The organism is Pseudomonas sp. DC3200b2 (assembly GCF_049895785.1).
In the GTDB taxonomy this organism is placed as follows: Bacteria; Pseudomonadota; Gammaproteobacteria; order Pseudomonadales; family Pseudomonadaceae; genus Aquipseudomonas; species Aquipseudomonas massiliensis.
On the sequence record NZ_JAFCTA010000004.1, the window covers coordinates 237,443 to 257,072 of the forward strand.

The window sequence follows — 19,630 nt, forward strand, 5'->3', positions numbered from 1 at the left end:
CGCTTCCGTTCGCGAAAAAATGCCCGGTTTTCCGGGCATTTTTTTATTCACGATTTGTCACTGCTTCAAGCGGCCGGAAAATGCTGGCGACATCATTCCAGATAGCCTTGGCCCTTCAACCTCTTTGTAGGAAAAGCCGGCACTGATACAGGACTTTGCTTTTTCTTCGAGCGCGCTAGAATGCGCCCGACTCCGTGGAGAATGCCCCATGTGGCAGCAGACGACCATCACCTTGGCGGCACGGCCTCGGGGCTTTCACCTGGTAACCGAGGAAATAGTAGCGGGCGTGCCAGGCTTGGCAAAATGCCAGGTTGGCTTGTTGCACATCTGGTTGCAACATACCTCCGCTTCACTAACAGTGAATGAAAATGCAGACCCCGCTGTGCGTCGGGATTTCGAGCGGTTCTTCGACCGCCTGGTACCGCAAGGCACGCACGGTTACGAACACAACGACGAGGGCGAAGACGACCTTCCGGCGCATTTCAAGGCCAGCCTGCTGGGCTGCGAGCTCAGCTTGCCGGTACGAGCCGGGCGCCTGGCACTGGGTACCTGGCAGGGCGTGTATCTGGGCGAGCACCGTGACCACGGCGGCCCCAGGCGCGTGATCGCCACGCTCTGCGGCGAAGGGTAGGGGTGCGCCCTCGGTATTTCTTCCGGTTGTGCCCTAAGGCGGCACGCCGGGCTTTATACAACTGCTCCGGCAATACATGAGGTAGGACGATGAGCGACGACGATCTGGAACAAGACGACCTGGAAGTGGGTGACGAGGACGATACCGAGGAAACCCTCGAAGCAGGCGCCGAAGACGTTGCCGAAGACGATAGCGAGGTAGGCGACACCCCTGCCCCCGCGGGCAAGAGCAAGAAGGCCGCGGTGAGCGTGGATGAGCTGCCGAGCATCGAGGCCAAGCAGAAGGAACGTGATGCCCTGGCCAAGGCCATGGAAGAGTTTCTTTCCCGTGGCGGCAGGATTCAGGAGGTGGAAGCCAATGTCGTGGCCGATCCACCCCGCAAGCCGGACAACAAGTACGGCAGCCGGCCGATCTGAACCGGCTCGCCCGCCAGGCCAACGGCCTTCATGGGCCTGGCGGGCAGCGCGGTCGCTAGGGCGCTGCCCAGCCAGCCAGCAGGTCGGGCAGTTCGCCCAGGGTAGCGATCTCGCCATCCGGCCGCGCATTGCCGTTCCAGGGCAAACCCTGGGGGTTGTACCACACGGCGCGTAACCCAGCCTGCTGGGCGCCTTCGATATCATCCCGCGGGTTATCGCCCACATGCACGGCCCGGCTGGCCTGGCTGCGCCCGCGCCTGAGGGCTTCTTCGAACGTACGTGGGTCCGGCTTGCCGACCCCTACATCTTCGGCGCACAGGGCGAAGCTGAAATAATCTGCCACGCCCAACCGACGCACGTCGGCGTTGCCGTTGGTGAGCGCGCCAAGGGTATAGCGCCGCGCGAGCGTCTCGAGGGTCGAGGCGGCGTCGGGGAAAAAGGTCACCTGATGGCGGGCGTGGAGAAAGGCTTCGAAGGCATCGTGGGCCAGCGTCTCGGCCTGTGATGGCGCGTAGCCCGCTTCCTGCAGGGCCGTGAACAATACTTGGCGGCGTAGATGGCTGATGCGGTGGGCCAGGCTGCTGTCGGCGGTGACCAGGCGCTGGCGGATCTCATGCAGGCGCTCCGGCGGGAAGGCGCCAAGTCTGCCGGCATGCTCGGCCAGCCACTCGCGCAACACGATCTCCGCGCTCTGGATGACCGGCGCGGTATGCCACAGGGTGTCGTCCAGATCGAAGGTTACCAACTCGATGGTCATGACTGTGCCGGGTCCTTGTTGCGCTTGGCGCGCGGATGAGCGCTATCGTACACCTTGGCCAGGTGCTGGAAATCCAGGTGGGTGTAGATCTGGGTGGTGGAGATATCCGCGTGGCCTAGCATCTCTTGTACGGCACGCAGATCCTGGGACGATTCCAGCACGTGACTGGCGAATGAGTGACGCAACATGTGCGGGTGCAGGGGCTGGCCAAGTTCCCGCTGGCCCGCGGCCTGAACCCGCAGGCGAATGGCCTGGGCCCCCAGACGCTCACCGCGCTTGCTGATGAACAGGGCGTTGTCTGCGGGGCTGGCCAGGCCACGATGGGCGAGCCATTGGCGCACAGCCTCGCGAGCCTTCGTGCCGACGGGCACGATGCGCGTCTTGTTCCGCTTGCCTTGCACCCGTACCAGTCCTTCGTTCAGGTCCAGCGCGCTCAGGTCCAATCCGGCCAGTTCCGACAAGCGCAGCCCGGAAGAGTAGAACAGCTCGAGCATGGCTTGGTCACGGCGGCCAATGAAGTCGTCTTCCACCGCGCCGTCCAGAAGTTGCTTGGCCCGGTCCGTGTCCAGCACTTTCGGGAGACGGCGCGCATCCTTGGGCGCCGAGATGCCCAGGGCCGGATTGTGTTCGCACAAGCCTTCGCGCAGCAGCCAGCCATAGAAGCCGCGTAGCGCGCTGAGCAGCCTGGCCAAACTTTTAGGCGCCTGCCCATGCTGGTGCAGGCGTGCGATCAGCCGTCGCACCAGGGCAGGGGTAAGCGCCGACCACTGCGCGACACCGGCCTGTTCGCAATATTCCAGTACCTTGGCCAGGTCGTTGCGATAAGCCTGCAGGGTATGGGCGGAGGCTTGGCGTTCCGTGCGCAAGTGCTCATGAAAGCGGCCCAGGTGCGCCTGCATGATCAGCGCACCGAACGCAAGGTGCCGGTTACCCTGGGCAGCACACGGCCCAACACTTCGGCGACATGGGCCAGGAACAGCGTGCCGACCGAGCTGCGGTATTGCTCCGGGTCGGTGCTGCCGATAGCCAGAACTCCGTGGACACCCTGGTACGCCAGGGGTGCGACTACGCAGGAGGCCACGCTTTCATGTTCCCGCCCGAACAGGAACTGCAGCTGCGCCGGGCGCAACGTGCCGGCGACGGGGCGCGGTTCGGTCAACAGGGCGCCGAGTACCTGCTGGGCCTCCTCCAGAGGCATCGATCGGCCGACCGTGCTGGGCGCTTCGGTGAACAGGATGAGGCTGACGAAAGGCACCTTGAAGGACTGGCGCAGGCTGTCATCCACTGCCATCACTACCTCTTCGAGGCTGGTAGCATCGAGCAGGTCCAGCATCAGGCGTCGGGTTTTGTCGAACAGGCGGTCGTTGTCCCTGGCCACGTCCATCAGGTGCGTCAGACGCTGACGCAGTTCGCTGTTACGGTCGCGCAGCAGCTTGAGCTGATGCTCCACCAAGGACACCGTGTCCCCCCGTTTATGGGGAATGCGCAGCCCGGCGAGCAGTTCTTCCTGGTCCAGGAAGAAATCCGGCTGGCGGCGCAGGAATGCCACGACCGCGTCGGTCGTCAGCTCATCGCCCGGAGTGTCCTTCGGGGCGGTGGTTGGAAACGGCTCGTCGCTCATCGGGGCTCCTGTAGTGTTTACAAGCGGACCTGGCCTTCGAATACGCGCACGGCCGGCCCGGTCATCATCACTGGCTGACCAGGGCCATCCCATTCCAGGGTCAATCGTCCGCCAGGCAGCTCCAGGGTCAGCGGCGAGTCCATCCAACCCTGGGCGATAGCCGCCACGGCCGCGGCGCAAGCGCCAGTACCGCAGGCCTGGGTTTCTCCGGCGCCGCGTTCCCATACCCTGAGCTTGCCACGCTGGCGGTCGATCACCTGCAAAAAGCCTGCGTTCACTCGCTCGGGGAAGCGTGGATGGTTTTCGATACGCGGGCCGAGAATGCGCACCGGGGCGGCGTCCACGTCCTCGACCCGGATCACGGCGTGAGGGTTGCCCATGGAAAGCGCGGCGACCTCGTAGGCCTGGGCATCCACTTCCAGCACATGGGTAAGCCGGTCCTGGTCGGCCTGGAACGGAACCTCGGCGGGCGACAGCCGGGGCGGACCCATGTCGACCCTGACCTGCCCGTCACTGCGTACGTCGAGTTCGATGATCCCTTTCTTGACCTCGACCCTAATCTTCTTCTTCGCCGTAAGCCGCTTGTCCAGCACGAAGCGGGCGAAACAGCGCGCGCCATTGCCGCACTGTTCCACTTCCGAGCCATCGGCGTTGAAGATCCGATAACGGAAGTCCACGTCCGGATTGGTAGGTGCCTCGACCAGCAGGAGCTGGTCAAAGCCGATGCCCGTATGCCGGTCGCCCCACTGGCGGGCGTGCTTGGGAGTGATGTGGGCATGCTGGCTGATCAGGTCGATGACCATGAAATCGTTGCCCAGCCCATGCATCTTGGTAAAGCGCAATAACATGGCCGTTACTCCGGTAGCAGGCTTTCGCCCGCGTAGAGTTCGGCCACGGATTCGCGGCGACGTACCTGGTGCGCCTGGGCGCCGTCCACCAGCACCTCGGCGCAGCGGCCGCGGGTGTTGTAGTTGGAACTCATCACGAAGCCATAGGCGCCCGCCGAACACACCGCCAGGAGGTCGCCCTCGGCCAGCGCCAGATCGCGGGATTTGGCGAGGAAGTCGCCGGTTTCGCAAATGGGCCCGACGATGTCGTAGCTACGCGGCGTGGAATTGCGCGGTTGCACGGGGACGACGTCCATCCACGCCTGATACAGGGCCGGCCGGATCAGGTCGTTCATGGCCGCGTCGACCACGGCGAAGTCCTTGTGCTCGGTGTGCTTGAGATATTCGACCCGAGTAACCAGCACGCCGGCATTGGCCACGATGAAGCGGCCAGGCTCGAACAGAAGCGCCAGGTCGCGCCCGACGGTACGCTCGCGCACGGCCTGGATGTAGGCGGCTACTTCCGGCGGCTGCTCATCTCGGTAACGCACGCCCACACCGCCGCCCAGGTCGATATGACGAAGGTAGATGCCGCACTCGCCGAGGCGGTCTACCAGGGCCAGCAGGCGATCAAGCGCATCGAGGAAGGGAGCCAGGGTGGTGAGCTGGGAACCGATATGGCAGTCCACGCCTACCACTTCCAGGTTCGGCAACTGGGCAGCGCGGATGTACACATCCTCGGCCTGCTCGATGGCGATGCCGAACTTGTTTTCCTTGAGCCCGGTGGAGATGTACGGGTGGGTGCCGGCATCCACGTCCGGGTTCACCCGCAAGGAGATCGGGGCGCGAACGCCCAGCTGCGCGGCAACTTCCTGCAGCCGCTCCAGCTCGTCGGTGGACTCGACATTGAAGCAGTGCACGCCTACCTCGAGCGCCCGGCGCATGTCCGCGCGGGTCTTGCCCACGCCAGAAAAGACGATGCGGTCGGCTCGGCCGCCGGCGGCCAGGACACGCTCGAGCTCGCCGCCGGACACGATGTCGAAGCCCGCGCCCAGGCGTGCGAGCACATTGAGCACGGCCAGGTTGGAGTTGGCCTTCACGGCGTAGCACACCAGGTGCTCAACGCCCTGCAACGCATCGGCGTAGGCCCGGTACTGCGCTTCGATGTGGGCGCGGGAGTACACATACAGCGGTGTGCCGAAACGTTCGGCGAGGCCCGACAACGCGACCTCTTCCGCGAACAGCTGGCCGTCGCGGTAGTTGAAAGCGTTCATATCGACCCTTATTCGTGCTGGTGCGACTGGCTGTGCCCGTCATGCCTGCCGTCATCGGGCAGATAGAGTGGGCCTTTCTGGCCACAGGCGGACAGCAGGCAGGCTACCGCGACCAGCGCAGCGAATGAGGCGATCAGGCGCTTCATGGGAAATCCTTCGAATAAACCGTCAGTTGCGCCCGAGTATACCGGCGAGGCGCGGTATTGCCTACGAAATGACCACCCCGCCGGGCGGGCGTCCCTGGCAGTGGATAGTCTTTGCATTCCACCGGTTGTGCTCGTATCGTGCCGCGTTGTTTGCCCGTCCGATATTCGAGGTTGCCGATGAGTTTGAGCGAAGCGCGTTTTCACGATCTGGTGGACGAGACCCAGCAGGCCCTGGATGTCCTGTTCGAAGACAGCGGCCTGGATGTGGATGTGGAAAATTCCGCGGGTATCCTGACTATCCGCTTCGACAACGGCACCCAACTGATCTTCAGCCGTCAGCCGCCGTTGCGGCAGCTTTGGCTTGCGGCGCGTTCGGGCGGATTCCACTTCGACTACGACGAGGAAAGCGGCAAGTGGATGTGCGACTCCACCGACGAGCTGCTTAACGAAATGCTGGTGCGGATCGTATTCGAACAGACAGGCGAAAAACTGGATTTCGAAGAGATCTGATGGCTGCCAAACCGCTTTACACCAATATCAGCAGCGTCGTGAAGTCACCCTGCGTCAGCCTGTGCAAGCTCGACGAGGCCCGCTATTGCCAAGGCTGCCACCGGCACGTGGAGCACATCCGGGAATGGCGGGCGGCCAGCGATGAACGGCGTCGCGAAATCGTCGGCCTGGCCGAACAGCGCAGGGCCAGACTGGCCCACGAGCACGGCTAGGCCCGCAGGGCTGCGTTGAGGGCTTCCTCGAGCGTGGCCTTGTAGCGCAGGTAAACGCTGCTGGCGAGGTTCTGCTCCCCGCCTAGGCCGGAAAGGTCCAGGTCGGTGATATAGCACCGATAGCCAGTGCTGTCCCGGCGCTGGCCGACGATGGCCCTAGCCACCTCGGTATACAGGCGGTCGCCATACTCCAGGTCGCTGAATTCCCGCTCGTTGCAAAACAGCGTCACCTGCGGCGGGCCCTCTGTCCGCTTCTTGAGGATGGCCTGTACCGCCAGGGAGTGGACGTCCTGATCCCCCTGGGGCGGGGTACGACGCTCCACCGAGCGAGGCTGGCCTGGCTGGCTGTTGACTCGGTAATACAGTGGGCCAAGCATGGGCGGGCCATCCATCGCCAACCGGGCTTCGCGCCTGTAAGCGACTGATTGCAGGAAACGATGCAAGGGTGATAGCAGGCTCGCTTCGTTATGGTAGGGCAATTTGTAACGCCATAGCCCGTTGTATTCATCCAGTACATACAAGGTCGCCTCATTGCCCTGGCGGCTGTAGAACACTTGTACGCAATCGGGATGCCCATAGGGCAGGATCAATGCCAGTTCGTGGCTTGCCAAGGCATAGGCGTCCAGATGCAGGGGGCTGTATTGCCTGAGCGGGCGTGACAGGTAGTCCAGCAACACCGAGAGGTTGGGCAGGGGCACGTGCCGAACCTGCCCCGGCACCAGTTCCAGCACATGGTATTGCTGCTCCACCTGGATCAGGTAACGGTGGCCGAGCCGGCGTTCCAGCAACTCGACGGCGGTGTCGAACAATTCCTGCACACGGGTGCTGATAGCCTGGGCCCGGTTGTGGCAGAAGCAGCTTACCCGCAAGCTGGGGCCTGGACGGTTGCCGGGCAACGCATTCAGGTGGTCGCGCAGGCAGTCGAGCAGGGCATGTCGACCGTCGTAGCGTTGGTACAGCACTTCGTTCCAGCTGTTGAGCGTTATCTGGTCCAGGGTCAGCACCAGGTTGTCGCGCAGGCCAGCGTAGCTGAGCGAGTCGGTGCGCTCGGTGGTCATCAGGATGTTCAATTCCCGGTGATGCTTGAGTGGGTCGACGCCTACGTTCACCAGCAGAAGCATCTCGGTGGGAACGCTAGGCTGTAACAGCACGGCCTCGCTGACCACCGGCAGCGGTAGCGGCATCAGGCGCTGCAAGGTGCCGAGCAGGTTGTACAGTTCGAATTCGGTCAGCTCCGAGTCGCCCGGATGGAGGGCCAGCCGGGTGGCGCTGGTGATGACCCCATTGCGGTGGCACCAGGTCAGCAGCTCGATCAGGTCCGGGCCGCGGCGCAAAGGCGTGTATTGCTCGCACTCGGTGCTGCTGTGGTTGCCCCGGTACAGGTACCACAGCCGCTTGCCAGGCTCGCGCCGATTGGGCCCTTGCAACAGGGTAAGGGTGTCTTCGGCCAGGTTCGGGGCAATCCCAGGGTTCAGGATTTCGATCTTGCCGCAGCGACGATCAAAGGCGGCATACAGGCGACGTCCGAGGACATTGAGGTCTTTGCGATTACCCTGGCTTTCGCTGGGTTGGGTACGGGCGAAACGGGTAATGAAGCGATAGCTCGCGTTGAGCTCGCCCACCAGTGCCTGGCGTTCGCTGGCTACCTGGCCAAGCTTCCATTGGCTACGGCTGTCCAGCAGGCGCACTTGCCGCTCGCTCCAGCCCCATTCAATGGCCAGGCGCTGCATGGCCTGCAGACGCCAGTTGGAGGGGCGGCCAGGTCGGGCCTGGCTGACCTTGCGGTTGACCTTGAGGTACAGGCTGCGGCGCACCAGTTCCAATCGGTCCAGGTCACCTTTGCCCAGCAGGTAGGCCTCGATGCGCCGGTACACCATCATGTAGGGGTCCAGCTCGTCCAGGTCGAGACGGCCCGCATAGATGGCTTGCTTGAGTTGGAGGCTGACGCACTCTACCGCCGGATGCTGGGCGGCATAGACTTCGATCAGCAATAGCTTGAGCAGGGACTTGTACGGGGATTCCAGGCCCTTGAACAGTTGCCAGAGGCTGGCGCCCACGTATTCCTTCGCTGGAATGCGTGAAAGGTTGCCCAGGTCGAGGACGTCTTGTTCACGAATGAAGCGCTTGCTTAGCAATACCTCGGTAAAAGGTACATAACTGGCCTCCTGATACACAGGCACAAGCCACCAGAGCGGGGTGCGCCCGGCCAGCCAGATGGCGGAGCGGTAGAATTCGTCAAGCAGCAGGTAGTGCTGGGTGGTGCCGCTGTCATCGGAGCTGAGCTGGTTGTCCCGGTCTTCACGAACGAACCGCTGGCAATCGATCAGGAAAAAATGCGCTTCGGCCCCCTGGCTGGCTGCCCAGGCCTCGATGCCCCGGCATTTGCGTTGAAGCTCATCCAGCGCCTCGCCGGGCAGGTCGGGACCATGGCATACCCAGACGTCCATGTCGCTTCGCTCGTCCTGGGCCAGGCTGCCAAGGCTGCCCATCAGGAACAGGCCGAAGATCGGAGCCGGGGCATTGCCACGGCGGGCCTTGTAGGTGAACGAGCGCGTCAACCGCTGGGCTTCGGCCAGCACCTCGTCGTCAGGTTCGTAAGCGCTCACCCCGGCAGGCGTGAAACCGGAAACATAGCCAGGCAAAAGCGGGTGATTGACGTGGAACAGCAGAGGCAAGAGCCGTAATACGGCCTGCTGTCGAGCGGCGAACCCTTCGCTCGCTCGCTCGAGGCGGCCCTGATTGACCGTCAGGAAGCGCTGGCGCAATTGAGTCAGCACCTTGCGATCGATGCCAGTGTCCAGATCCGGACGGATTTCAGGGCTGCGATTCATTTCAGGAAGGCCTGCCAGGCCGATAGGCGGGTATCCGGAGTATCGGCCGCAAGCATGGAAGCTTTAGGCCATCAGGCGTTTTCGGTCGCGCCCAGAATGGTCGCCAGGCCTTGGGCGTGCTCGGCCGCCTCCAGGCCAAGGCTGGTGAGGTAGCCACCATCGGGCTGGGTGACCAGTTCCTTTTCATGCAGCCGCCGGGCCGCGGCAATTGCCGAGGCGGTCGCGGTGTGGTGCACCTTGAGACCTTCCTGGGTGTTGGCCAGGTTGAACAACATAAGCAGTTCGAGTTCGGCGATCAGTTCCGGCGTGTAGGTCATGGGGCGGCCTCGCTGTTGTTATGGGATAGGCGCCGCTGCCAGGCAGCGCCTTGAATCCACTTCGAGGCTGGGCTTCAGGCGTCTTCGTCTTCACCCGGAAGCGAGGGCAAGGCACGAAGCGCCTGTTCGTACCAGGCACCGTCGAAGGGGCGGTCGGCCCTGAGCATGTTGTCGATTTCGATCGCCAGCACGTGGGCCATGAGCTTGAGAATATCGCCTTCTTCGTATCCCACCAGTTTCAACTTGTTAAAAGTTGCCTGAGCCGCGGGGGGTTCTCCGCTTTCCAGCTGATTGCGGATCGCGTCGGTCAGAGTAGCTTCGGCGAACGCTTCGTCGTCCAGGTCTTCACTCATGATCCGCTCCCCGGCGTTGGGCCAGGAGTGCCTGGCCCCGAATGACCGCGGCCCGGACCTGAGCCGGGGCGGTACCGCCAATATGATCCCGGGCGTTGACCGAGCCTTCGAGGGTCAACACCTCGAATACGTCGGCGTCGATCTGGTCGCTGAAGCGACGCAGTTCATCCAGGCTCATCTCGGCCAGGTCCTTGCCGGTCTCCACCCCATGTTTCACCGCGTGGCCAACGATTTCATGGCAGTCACGGAAAGGCAGCCCACGGCGTACCAGGTAATCAGCCAGGTCCGTGGCAGTGGAAAAACCGCGCAGGGCCGCTTCGCGCATCACCTCATGGCGCGGCTTGATGGCCGGGATCATGTCGGCAAAGGCCCGTAGCGAGTCGCGCAAGGTATCGGCCGCGTCGAACAGAGGTTCCTTGTCTTCCTGGTTGTCCTTGTTGTACGCCAAGGGCTGCCCTTTCATCAAGGTCAGCAGGCCAGTAAGGGCACCGAACACGCGGCCGCTCTTGCCCCTGACCAGCTCGGGCACGTCCGGGTTTTTCTTCTGTGGCATGATGGAGCTGCCCGTGCAGAAGCGATCCGGCAGGTCGATGAACTGGAACTGGGCGCTGGTCCAGAGCACCAGTTCCTCGGAGAAGCGGGACAGGTGCATCATGGCCAGGCTGGCGGCGGCGCAGAACTCGATGGCGAAGTCCCGATCCGATACGCCGTCCAGGGAGTTGCCGCCCACGGCTTCGAATCCCAGCAGCCGACAAGTGATTTCCCGGTCGATGGGGTAGGTGGTGCCCGCCAGCGCGGCGCTGCCCAACGGCATGCGGTTAGTGCGCTTGCGGCAGTCCACCAGGCGTTCATGATCACGGCTGAGCATTTCGAACCAGGCCAGAAGGTGATGCCCGAAGGTCACCGGCTGCGCGGTTTGCAGATGAGTGAAGCCCGGCATGATAGTGCCGGCTTCGCGCTCGGCCACCTCCAGCAACCCCTTCTGCAAACGGGTGATCTCGCCCAGGATGGTATCGATCTCGTCACGCAGCCACAGGCGGATGTCCGTGGCTACCTGGTCGTTGCGGCTACGCCCGGTGTGCAGCTTCTTGCCGGTGACACCGATGCGGTCGGTAAGTCGAGCCTCGATGTTCATGTGCACGTCTTCCAGGTCCACGCGCCAGTCGAAGTCACCGGCCTCGATCTCGCCCTGGATGGCCTCCAGCCCCTGGATGATGGCGTCACGCTCGGCCGTGGTCAGCACTCCCACCTGAGCCAGCATGGTGGCGTGGGCGATAGACCCCATGATGTCGTGACGGTACAGGCGACGGTCGAAGGTGACCGAGGCGGTGAAGCGGGCGACGAAGGCGTCGACGGGTTCGCTGAAGCGGCCGCCCCAGGACTGGTTGGTCTTGTCGGTGCTCATGACTGGCTCGTTGGGTTCGAACGGAAAAATGGCGTCCATCATAACAGGGTTGCACCTGCCCGGCAGGGCTGGCGGCCTGGATATGAAGGGCGCCCGGCCATGGGCGGGCGCGACGCCGATTGAGCAATGTGCCGCCTGTGAGCGTCTACAGTTGAAAGGGAAGCCGCTAGCGCGGCAAGGGCTGTGCGCGGTGGTCCAGCCCTGGGCCAGCCAGGCAAGTGACCGAAGGGAGAGTCCAATTGCGCCTCAATCATTGTACGGCAGTATGTGGTCACTCGGCCGAATTGCCCGAAGGCAGAGGCCCAGGCGACAGATCGCTGTGGTCTAGGGCACTTTTCCATACGGCCACCAGTCTCAGCGAGGTACGCCGCTACGGCCGTCAGTTCACCTGTCTACGCTATTTATCCGCGAGACTTACGCAGGAATCCGGCACTCTATGAATGTCCTGATCGTTGATGACGAACCCATGGCCCGCGAGAAACTGAGCCGAATGGTCAGCGACCTCGAGGGGTATAGCGTCCTGGAGCCCGGTGCCGGTAGCGGCGAGGAAGCCCTGACGCTGATCGACAGCCTCAAGCCCGACGTGGTGCTGCTGGACATGCGCCTGCCCGGGCTCGATGGCTTGCAGGTAGCCGCCCGGCTATGCGAGCGCGATGCGCCGCCAGCCGTGGTCTTTTGTACAGGCCAGGGGGAATTTGCCTCCACCGCCGTGGAAAACAATCTTGGGCGCTTCCTGCTCAAGCCCGTAAGTTCCGACAAGCTTTCCGACGCCCTCAAGCGAGCCGAACGGCCCAACCGGGCGACCCTGGCCGCCTTGACCCGGCCGGCGGCGAGCAATGGGGCCGGGCCCCGCACCCATATCAGCGCGCGTACCCGCAAAGGCATCGAGCTGATTCCCCTGGAGCAGGTGATCTACTTCATCGCCGACCATAAATACGTGACCCTGCGCCACGAGAACGGCGAGGTCCTGCTGGACGAACCGCTCAAGGCGCTGGAGGATGAGTTCGGCGACCGCTTCGTTCGCATCCATCGCAATGCGCTGGTGGCCCGTGAGCGAATGGAGCGCTTGCAGCGCACACCGCTGGGCCATTTCCAGCTGTACGTGAAAGGGCTCAGTGGAGATGCCCTGACGGTAAGCCGTCGACATGTCGCCGGCGTGCGCAAGGAAATGCAGCAACTGTAGGCGCAGTCTGGTCCTTGCCTATCTGGTCGATAGCGTACCCTGTGGGCCGGAGCTCAGGCTGAGCTGGTATCATCGGTGGTCTCTCGGCTTGGGTAATGGTCCACATGTTCGTTCGTACGGTTCGCATCGCCACGCGCAAGAGCGCGCTGGCACTCTGGCAGGCCAACTTCGTCAAGGCTCGCCTGGAACAGGCCCATCCGGGGCTGCAGGTCAGCCTCGTACCCATGGTGAGCCGCGGCGACAAGCTGCTTGATTCACCCCTGGCGAAAATCGGTGGCAAGGGCCTGTTCGTCAAGGAGCTCGAAACAGCACTGCTGGAAGACGAAGCCGACATCGCCGTGCACTCCATGAAAGACGTTCCCATGGATTTCCCCGAGGGCCTGGGCCTGTATTGCATTTGCGAGCGCGAGGATCCCCGGGACGCTTTTGTTTCCAATCATTTCGGCGGCCTCGACGAACTTCCCCAGGGCAGCGTCGTGGGTACCTCGAGCCTGCGTCGGCAGGCCCAACTGCTGGCGATGCGTCCCGACCTGCAAATCCGCTTCCTGCGAGGCAACGTCAATACCCGCCTGGCCAAGCTGGACGCCGGCGACTATGACGCGATCATCCTCGCGGCCGCCGGCTTGATCCGGCTGGGTCTGGAAGCACGCATCCGCGGCAGCCTGACCACTGAAGACTGCCTACCAGCCGGAGGCCAGGGCGCGGTAGGTATCGAATGCCGTACCCACGATGCCGAACTGCAGGCCTTGCTTGCGCCTTTGCACCATGGCCCTACCGCGGTGCGGGTAATTGCCGAGCGGGCCATGAACCGCCATCTCAACGGAGGGTGTCAGGTGCCTATCGCCGCTTACACGGTCATCGAAGGCGATCAATTATGGCTGCGTGGGCTGGTGGGGCGGCCCGATGGCAGCCTGCTGTTGCGCGCCGAAGCTCGAGCCACCCAGGAGCACGCCGAAGCCCTGGGGCAGCAGGTGGCCGAGACGCTGCTCGAGCAAGGCGCTCAGGCGATCCTCGACGAAGTCTATGGCCAAGCGCCTTCTGCCTGATGGCCTGGCGATTGCTCTTGACCCGGCCGGCGACTGAAGGCCGTCCGGTGGCCGAGGCCTTGGCCGAGCAGGGCTATTACGGGGCCCTCATGCCAATGCTTGAAATCCAGCCCTTGACGCCTTTGCCTGTACTGAAGGGTCAGGCCTGGCAGGCGCTCGATGCAGTGATCGTGGTCAGCAAGCCGGCCGCCCGGTTGTGCCTGCAAGGTCTGCCGCCCCGCGAGCAGCGGGTTGGGCTTCAGTGGTTCGCGGTTGGCCCGGCGACCGCCGCCATTCTGCGTGAAGCAGGGCTCGATGCCCATTATTCAGCCCAGGGTGACGACAGCGAGGCATTATTGCGCTTGCCCGCGCTGGCGGCTGTCCTGGCCAGGCCTTGCCCACGCATATTGATCATACGCGGCGAAGGCGGGCGCGACTGGCTGGCACATCGACTTGGCGAGCGAGGCGCTCAGGTGGGTTACCTCGAACTGTACCGGCGTGGCGTTCCTGATTATGCTGCCAACGCTGTGGCCCAGCGGCTGCAAGCGGAACGCTTGAATGGCGTGGTGGTCAGCAGTGGTCAGGGGCTGGAACATTTGCACCGGCTCGCTGGCAGTGCATGGCCGGCATTGGCTGCCATGCCGCTGTTCGTACCCAGCGCGCGGGTAGCAGGCCTGGCCCACGGGCTCGGCTGTCATCGCCCGATCAATTGCGAAGGTGCGAGCACTGCCGCTCTGGTTGCCGCGTTGGCGGTCCACAGCCCGTGAACCCTGCTCTGAATAAAGGAAGACTACGTGAGCGATACTGTCCCGCCCCATGATCCGCAAGAGCCCGTTCGCAAGCCGGTGACCTCGCCGGTAAAGGACGCGGCCGGCGCTCCCCAGGGTAAGCCGGCAGTCGAGCCGCCGATTGCCTCCGCCAATGGAACGGCCAAGCCATCGGTCGGCAGCCCTCCACCGCGCCCGGCGCTGGAACGGCCGCGTGCTGGGCGTGGCCTTGCCGCGCTGGCCTTGCTGATCGCCGCGGGCGGGCTTGGCCTGGGAGGCTGGGCCGCCTGGCAGTTGCGTCAGCTCGACGCTAGCCAGCATCGGCAGGGCGCACAGGTCGAGACACTGGCGACGGCCAATCGCACCCTTGGGCAGCAGACGCAAGCCCTGGATGAGCGTCTCGCGCAGTTGCCCCCCGCCACCGAACTGGAAGAACGGCGGCGCTTGCTGGCTCAGCTCCAGGCTGACCAGCAGCGGCTTGGGCAGCGCCTGGAAACCGTGCTGGGCGCTAGCCGGCAGGACTGGCGCCTGGCCGAGGCCGAGCACCTGGTGCGCCTGGCAAGCCTTCGCTTGTCGGCCCTGCAGGACATAAACAGCGCCCGGGCCCTGTTGCAGGGGGCCGATGACATTCTGCGTGAGCAGGACGACCCCAACGCCTTCGCGGCGCGGGAGCAGCTGGCACGCAGCTTGGCGCAATTGCAGGCTACCGAGCAACCGGATCGTACAGGCCTGTTCCTTCAGTTGGCTGCCTTGCGTGAGCAGGCGACGCAGCTTTCGGCACTGGCGCCGCAGTTCGAGGCCGATCGCGTGGCCGCCGACATGGTCGCCGATGACAGTACACTGCACTGGCGTCAGTGGTGGGCCCGCATATCCAGCTTCTTCCGCATTGATTTCAACCCGGACGCCAGTGTCCGTCCGCTGCTGGCCGGGCAGAGCCTGGGTCAGGTGCGCCTGGCGCTCGGGCTGGCGCTGGAGCAGGCCCAGTGGGCGGCCTTGAACGGTGAACAGGCTGTGTTCAAGCAAGCGCTGGATCAGGCTCGGGACGTACTGACCACCGATTTCAATCAGGATAATACCCAGGCGCAGGCCCTGCTTGGCCGGTTGGATGAGCTGGCGGGTAGCCGGGTGACCGTACAAACCCCCGACCTGGCTGGGAGCCTGTCGGCCCTCCAGGGCTATATCACGCGTCGCCATCAGGCAAACGGCGCTCCGGCGGAGCAGGAGCGGCATCCATGAAGCGCTTGTACTTGGGGCTGTTCCTTACCATCGCCCTGGCATTGGCGATCGGCCTGGGGGTTTCGCTGAGCCCGGGCTATGTATTGGTCGACTATCCTCACGTCTTTCGCTATGAGTCAGGACTCTGGACCACGCTTGCCGCCCTGGTGGCGCTGGCATTGGCCATCTTCCTGCTAGCCGGGCTGGCACGTCTTCTGCTGACGTCCGGTCGGCTGGTCAACCCATGGTCCGGCCGTAATCGTCGCCGCCGGCTGCAGGACGCCATCGCGCGCGGGCAGGTGGACCTGGCCGAAGGGCGTTGGGCCAGCGCCCATAAGCACCTCAAGCTGGCCGCCGAAGGCGAGCGTTACCCGCTGTTCTACTACCTGGGCGCTGCCCGCGCCGCCAATGAGCAAGGGCTCCATGAGGAAAGTGACCGCCTGCTCGAACGTGCCCTGGAGCGACAGCCCAAGGCGGAGCTGGCCATTGCCCTGAGTCATGCGCAATTTCAGGCAGAACGGGGCGATGGTGCCGGCGCGCTTGAGACCCTGAGCGTCATGCACGAGCGTTACCCCGGCAATCGTCAGGTCCTGCGGCAACTGGCCGGTCTTTGTGCGCAACGAGAACAATGGTCGCAATTGACCCGGTTGGTGCCTGAACTGCGCAAGCACAAGGTCATGAGCGGTGAGGAGCTCGCTAGCCTGGAGGCCCGAGCCGTGGGGCAGCGCTTGTTGCAGGGCGAACTCGAAGGCGAGGGCGGCGACGAGCAGGCGCTGGACCGCGCCTGGCAACAGCTCAGCGCCGGTCAGCGACAAGAGGCGCCTCTGGTGCTCAGCTACGCCGAGCGGCTACGCCGACTGGGTGCCTCCGCCAAGGCTGAGGAAGTAGTCAGGGGAGCCCTCAAGCGGCAATACGATAGCCATCTGGCGCGTCAGTACGGCTTGCTGATGGGATATGAACCTGCCAAGTCCTTGGCTTTTGCCGAAGGGCTGCTCAAGGCGCATCCGCAAGATCCGGCGTTGCTGCTGACCCTGGGCCGCATCAGTTTGCAGAACCGGCTATGGGGCAAGGCACGGGACTATTTCGAATCAAGCCTCAGGTGCCAGCGCAACCCCGAAGCCTGTGCCGAATTGGCGCGCCTGCTGGCCCAGCTGGGAGACACGGCGCGCAGCAATGCGTTGTTCCAGGAAGGCCTCGGCTTGCTGGATGAGCGTCTCCTGGCCTTGCCGTTGCCGGAGCCAGGGCGGGCCTGAAGAATTGCCCCGAACGCCGCTGGCCAGCCTCTGCGCGGCGGCGTTTTTCAGATTGTTTCTTGCCTGCGTTGCCTTGAAAGCGCTTTGGCCTTTCCACTACCGTTGCTGTCTGTCTATCGCGTACCTGGATCGTCCATGCCCATGGCCCGTTCGCGTCATCTGTTTGTGTTGGCGTTCGTTGTGGCCTCGCTGGCACTAGGGGCAACGGCCTATCTAACCCGGACGGTAATCCTGCCGGCATGCTCCCTGCGTGCCTTGCAGGAGGGCTGTCTGGTCGCGGTGGCTTTCGTCTGCGCATCGGCGTGGCTTCACCAGCCTGAGCGATCAGGTCGTAGGGCCTACGCGAGCTTCAACATGGTACCTATCGCCGTGGGTGCCGCCGCTTCGCTTCGCCAGCTCTGGTGGCAGTCCCGACCACCCGCGAGCGACACGCTGTGCACGGCGAACCTTTTCGATGCGCACCAGTCTGAGGCTCTGCTTCAGGCCCTCAAGCTGTTCATCTCGGGGACGCCCGGTTGCGCCGCCATCAATTGGACGCTATCGGGCCTGAGCCTGCCTGAATGGAGCCTGCTGGTGTTCACTGGGTTAGGCCTGATTACACTGGGTCAGGTTATTCAGCGTTGAACGCCCTCATTCGGGTAAACACGTGTATAACACCCTTAAGCCTATGTCGCGCGGCAGGGGTGCAATAACATACCGGATCGTGGCCCTTTGCTACGCCGGATGGGACGTAAAGTTCAAGTTCGCTGGCCATTGGCTGGTTTGCGTTCCGTCTTCAACGTGAACCTCAAGGGAAGATCAGACCATGCTGGAAAGTTGTCAGAATGCGCAGGAACGTTGGGGCGGGGTTCACCTGATCATCGATCGCTGGCTGCAGGACCGCCAGAACCTTATCGTTGCTTTCGCGGCGATCGAAGAGGCTTCCGAGGAAGGCCGGTTGCGGCGCTCGGGGCTCCAGGATTTCTGTGGCCTACTGGTGGACTATGTCTCGGCGGGGCATTTCGGTGTCTACGAGCAACTGACCCAGGAAGCCAAGGCCTTCGGCGACGACCGTGGGCTGGAACTGGCGGAGCAGATCTGCCCGCGTCTGGAGGCGCTTACCCAAGGCTGCCTGAAATTCAACGATCATTGCGACAAGGGTGACTGCTCTGACTTCGCCGACCTGTCGGCGCGGCTCAAGGAGCTCGGGGGCATTCTTCATGAGCGTTTCGAGCTGGAAGACTGCCTTATCGAAGTGTTGCATACCGCCCATCGTGAGGAAGCCGCGCAAGTCGTCTGACGCGGCCCGCTCGCCTGGTCGTCAGTCCGCGAAATCGCGCAGCTCGATCTCGAACACCAGTGGGGTGTAGGGTGGGATGAGTTCGCCGGCCCCGTCGGCGCCGTAGGCTTGGTCCGACGGAACCACTACCCGCCAGCGGGCCCCCTTGGGCATCTGCTGCAAGGCCACCTTCCAGCCATCGATCACACTGTCCAGGCGAAACCACTGGGGCTGGTCGTTCTGGTCGAATACCGTGCCGTCGGGAAGCTGGCCCACATAGCTGACTTCCACCCTCGAATTGGCCGAGGGCTTTTCGCCCTGTCCAGGGCCGAGCTCAGTATAGAGAACCCCGCCAGGTAGCTCCCGAACACCATATTTGGCCCGCTCGGTGGCCATGAACCGGTGCTCGGCCGCCAGGGCTGCTTCCACATTGGAACCCGTGCCCTGGCCGGTGGCGCTAGCCTCGTGTTGCGCCAGTATGGCCCGGATGCGGGCTTCATCCAGCGCCAGGGGCTGGCCCCGATAGGACTGACGCAGGCCTTCGATCAGCGCTTCGATATCCAGGCCAGGCTCATCTTCACGCAGGCGTTCACCAATGCTGGCGCCCAGGCTGTAGCCCAGCTCATGAGCGGCGGGCGCGGCGTCCTGGGCCAGGGCAAGGGGCGATAGCAGGCACAGCGAGAGCAACAGGCGACGCGGCATGGGCATGGGCTCCTGGAGGAAGCGAGGATTATCCACCGTGATGCCCTCTGCTTTCAAACCCGCGGCTCAGCAAGGGCGCTGAATATAAAATACCGCCGCGCTTGCTGACGGCGAGGGTGCTCTCGCATAACATGAAAGGCCAACCCGCGAGGAGGACCATCATGTCGGTTAAAAAGAAGCCTGTAAGTACACCGTTGCACCTGCTTCAGCAATTGACCGGTAGCTTGCTCGACCACTTCGAGCAAGCGTGTGCCCAGGCTCTGACCGATGCCGAAAAAATGCTCGCCAAGCTGGAAAAGCAGCGTGTGAAAGCCCAGGACAAGCTTCACAAGCAGCGGGCGCGAATTGATGCGGCTGCCAGTGCCGGCAAGGCCAAGGCACAGGCCAAGGCGCGCGCCAGCGTGGAAGCTCTGGAAGGTGCCCTTGACGAACTCCAGCGGCGCCAGGGTGAAACCCGTCAGTACATCGGCCAACTCAAGGATGACATCCAGGCCAGCCTGGCGCTGGTACAAGGTGTGGGCAAAGTGCGCGAGGCGGTCGGCAAGGCCCTGGATCAACGCGGTACGGCTAGCGCAACGCCAGGCGTCAAGACCTCGCGCAAGCCTGCCGGCGCCAAGCCGCCCGTTGCCAAGCCAGTCGTGGCTCGGGCTGCCGCCAAGCCAGCGGCTTCGCGCAAGACGGCCACGACTCCGGTAAGCGCGGTGGCAAGCATTCTGGACCCTCAGGCCAAGCCCGCAGCAACACCACGCAAGCCGCCTCTGCGCAAGGCCGTCCTGGCCAAGGCGGTCGAGCAGGCCGAAGAAAGCGCCGCACAGCCCGCGCCCAAGCGTGCCCCGCGCAAACCACGCGCCAATGCGGCAGCCAAGAGCACTGGTGTCCCCAGCTCGGCGCCTGGCTCGGATACCCCCGCAAGCGGTTCCTGAACGG

The 19,630-nt window shown here is 63.7% G+C and carries 22 protein-coding genes and 1 pseudogene; 12 read left to right on the top strand and 11 right to left on the bottom strand.

The annotated features are described in order from the left end of the window. Positions 1–208 precede the first annotated feature (208 nt). Both ACP691_RS13755 and sutA read left to right on the top strand, forming a co-directional pair. The gene (locus tag ACP691_RS13755; protein ID WP_426150726.1) at positions 209–631 is read left to right on the top strand and encodes a secondary thiamine-phosphate synthase enzyme YjbQ; all 423 of its coding nucleotides are present in this window, start codon (positions 209–211) and stop codon (positions 629–631) included. Positions 632–720: 89 nt separating this feature from the next. Beyond that, entirely contained in the window at positions 721–1,047 is a 327-nt protein-coding gene (gene sutA, locus ACP691_RS13760; RefSeq protein ID WP_040260281.1) for a transcriptional regulator SutA, read from the top strand. Between the two features lie 55 nt (positions 1,048–1,102). Here the strand turns inward: sutA and ACP691_RS13765 are convergent, their stop codons facing one another. The 6 genes and pseudogenes from ACP691_RS13765 to lptM all read right to left on the bottom strand — a co-directional run. Further along, entirely contained in the window at positions 1,103–1,804 is a 702-nt protein-coding gene (locus ACP691_RS13765; RefSeq protein ID WP_426150724.1) for an HAD family hydrolase, read from the bottom strand. Then, entirely contained in the window at positions 1,801–2,703 is a 903-nt protein-coding gene (gene xerC / locus ACP691_RS13770; RefSeq protein ID WP_426150722.1) for a tyrosine recombinase XerC, read from the bottom strand. The genes ACP691_RS13765 and xerC overlap by 4 nt, the downstream gene beginning before the upstream one ends. Positions 2,704–2,705: 2 nt before the next feature. After that, on the bottom strand, positions 2,706–3,425 hold the full coding sequence (locus ACP691_RS13775; RefSeq protein WP_426150720.1) for a DUF484 family protein: 720 nt from the start codon (positions 3,423–3,425) through the stop codon (positions 2,706–2,708). Between the two features lie 17 nt (positions 3,426–3,442). Next, complete coding sequence (gene dapF, locus ACP691_RS13780; RefSeq protein ID WP_426150718.1) at positions 3,443–4,273, bottom strand: diaminopimelate epimerase; 831 nt, start codon at positions 4,271–4,273, stop codon at positions 3,443–3,445. A 5-nt stretch (positions 4,274–4,278) separates the two neighbouring features. Next, positions 4,279–5,526 carry a diaminopimelate decarboxylase gene (gene lysA, locus ACP691_RS13785; protein WP_426150716.1) on the bottom strand — a complete coding sequence of 416 codons (1,248 nt, stop codon included), beginning with the start codon at positions 5,524–5,526 and terminating at the stop codon, positions 4,279–4,281. Positions 5,527–5,537: 11 nt separating this feature from the next. Next, positions 5,538–5,672, bottom strand: a pseudogene (gene lptM, locus ACP691_RS13790) (LPS translocon maturation chaperone LptM); the annotation flags it as partial. Between the two features lie 177 nt (positions 5,673–5,849). Here lptM and cyaY point away from each other — a divergent pair. Continuing rightward, positions 5,850–6,182, top strand: a complete 333-nt coding sequence (cyaY, locus tag ACP691_RS13795; RefSeq protein WP_040260273.1) for an iron donor protein CyaY — start codon at positions 5,850–5,852, stop codon at positions 6,180–6,182. Further along, positions 6,182–6,394, top strand: a complete 213-nt coding sequence (locus ACP691_RS13800) for a DUF1289 domain-containing protein (protein WP_426150713.1) — start codon at positions 6,182–6,184, stop codon at positions 6,392–6,394. Before cyaY ends, ACP691_RS13800 begins: the two co-directional genes overlap by 1 nt. Here ACP691_RS13800 and ACP691_RS13805 read toward each other — a convergent pair. From ACP691_RS13805 to argH, 4 genes are all read right to left on the bottom strand, one after another. Further along, positions 6,391–9,225 carry a class I adenylate cyclase gene (locus ACP691_RS13805; RefSeq protein ID WP_426150711.1) on the bottom strand — a complete coding sequence of 945 codons (2,835 nt, stop codon included), beginning with the start codon at positions 9,223–9,225 and terminating at the stop codon, positions 6,391–6,393. The two genes, ACP691_RS13800 and ACP691_RS13805, sit on opposite strands and share 4 nt — an antisense overlap. Positions 9,226–9,296: 71 nt before the next feature. Next, on the bottom strand, positions 9,297–9,542 hold the full coding sequence (locus ACP691_RS13810; RefSeq protein ID WP_040260269.1) for a TIGR02647 family protein: 246 nt from the start codon (positions 9,540–9,542) through the stop codon (positions 9,297–9,299). A gap of 74 nt (positions 9,543–9,616) precedes the next feature. After that, positions 9,617–9,895: a hypothetical protein gene (locus ACP691_RS13815; protein WP_426150709.1), complete on the bottom strand. Its 279-nt coding sequence runs from the start codon at positions 9,893–9,895 to the stop codon at positions 9,617–9,619. After that, positions 9,888–11,300, bottom strand: a complete 1,413-nt coding sequence (gene argH / locus ACP691_RS13820; RefSeq protein ID WP_426150707.1) for an argininosuccinate lyase — start codon at positions 11,298–11,300, stop codon at positions 9,888–9,890. Before argH ends, ACP691_RS13815 begins: the two co-directional genes overlap by 8 nt. A gap of 436 nt (positions 11,301–11,736) precedes the next feature. Between argH and ACP691_RS13825 the strand changes: the two genes are divergently transcribed. The 7 genes from ACP691_RS13825 (at position 11,737) to rsd (ending at position 18,022) form a co-directional block, all read left to right on the top strand. After that, positions 11,737–12,483: a LytR/AlgR family response regulator transcription factor gene (locus tag ACP691_RS13825; protein WP_040260267.1), complete on the top strand. Its 747-nt coding sequence runs from the start codon at positions 11,737–11,739 to the stop codon at positions 12,481–12,483. Between the two features lie 104 nt (positions 12,484–12,587). Next, on the top strand, positions 12,588–13,529 hold the full coding sequence (gene hemC / locus ACP691_RS13830; protein ID WP_426150705.1) for a hydroxymethylbilane synthase: 942 nt from the start codon (positions 12,588–12,590) through the stop codon (positions 13,527–13,529). Then, complete coding sequence (locus ACP691_RS13835) at positions 13,526–14,275, top strand: uroporphyrinogen-III synthase (protein WP_426151117.1); 750 nt, start codon at positions 13,526–13,528, stop codon at positions 14,273–14,275. Before hemC ends, ACP691_RS13835 begins: the two co-directional genes overlap by 4 nt. 141 nt (positions 14,276–14,416) lie before the next feature. After that, positions 14,417–15,511 carry a uroporphyrinogen-III C-methyltransferase gene (locus tag ACP691_RS13840; protein ID WP_426151115.1) on the top strand — a complete coding sequence of 365 codons (1,095 nt, stop codon included), beginning with the start codon at positions 14,417–14,419 and terminating at the stop codon, positions 15,509–15,511. Continuing rightward, complete coding sequence (locus ACP691_RS13845) at positions 15,508–16,743, top strand: heme biosynthesis HemY N-terminal domain-containing protein (RefSeq protein WP_426150704.1); 1,236 nt, start codon at positions 15,508–15,510, stop codon at positions 16,741–16,743. The genes ACP691_RS13840 and ACP691_RS13845 overlap by 4 nt, the downstream gene beginning before the upstream one ends. Positions 16,744–16,878: 135 nt before the next feature. After that, positions 16,879–17,367, top strand: coding sequence for a disulfide bond formation protein B (locus ACP691_RS13850; RefSeq protein ID WP_426150702.1), 489 nt, complete (start codon positions 16,879–16,881; stop codon positions 17,365–17,367). A gap of 181 nt (positions 17,368–17,548) precedes the next feature. Further along, positions 17,549–18,022, top strand: a complete 474-nt coding sequence (rsd, locus tag ACP691_RS13855) for a sigma D regulator (RefSeq protein WP_426150700.1) — start codon at positions 17,549–17,551, stop codon at positions 18,020–18,022. A gap of 21 nt (positions 18,023–18,043) precedes the next feature. Here the strand turns inward: rsd and ACP691_RS13860 are convergent, their stop codons facing one another. Then, complete coding sequence (locus tag ACP691_RS13860; protein WP_426150698.1) at positions 18,044–18,703, bottom strand: FKBP-type peptidyl-prolyl cis-trans isomerase; 660 nt, start codon at positions 18,701–18,703, stop codon at positions 18,044–18,046. 161 nt (positions 18,704–18,864) lie between these two features. Between ACP691_RS13860 and ACP691_RS13865 the strand changes: the two genes are divergently transcribed. Then, positions 18,865–19,626, top strand: coding sequence for an AlgP family protein (locus tag ACP691_RS13865; protein WP_426150696.1), 762 nt, complete (start codon positions 18,865–18,867; stop codon positions 19,624–19,626). Positions 19,627–19,630 lie beyond the last annotated feature (4 nt).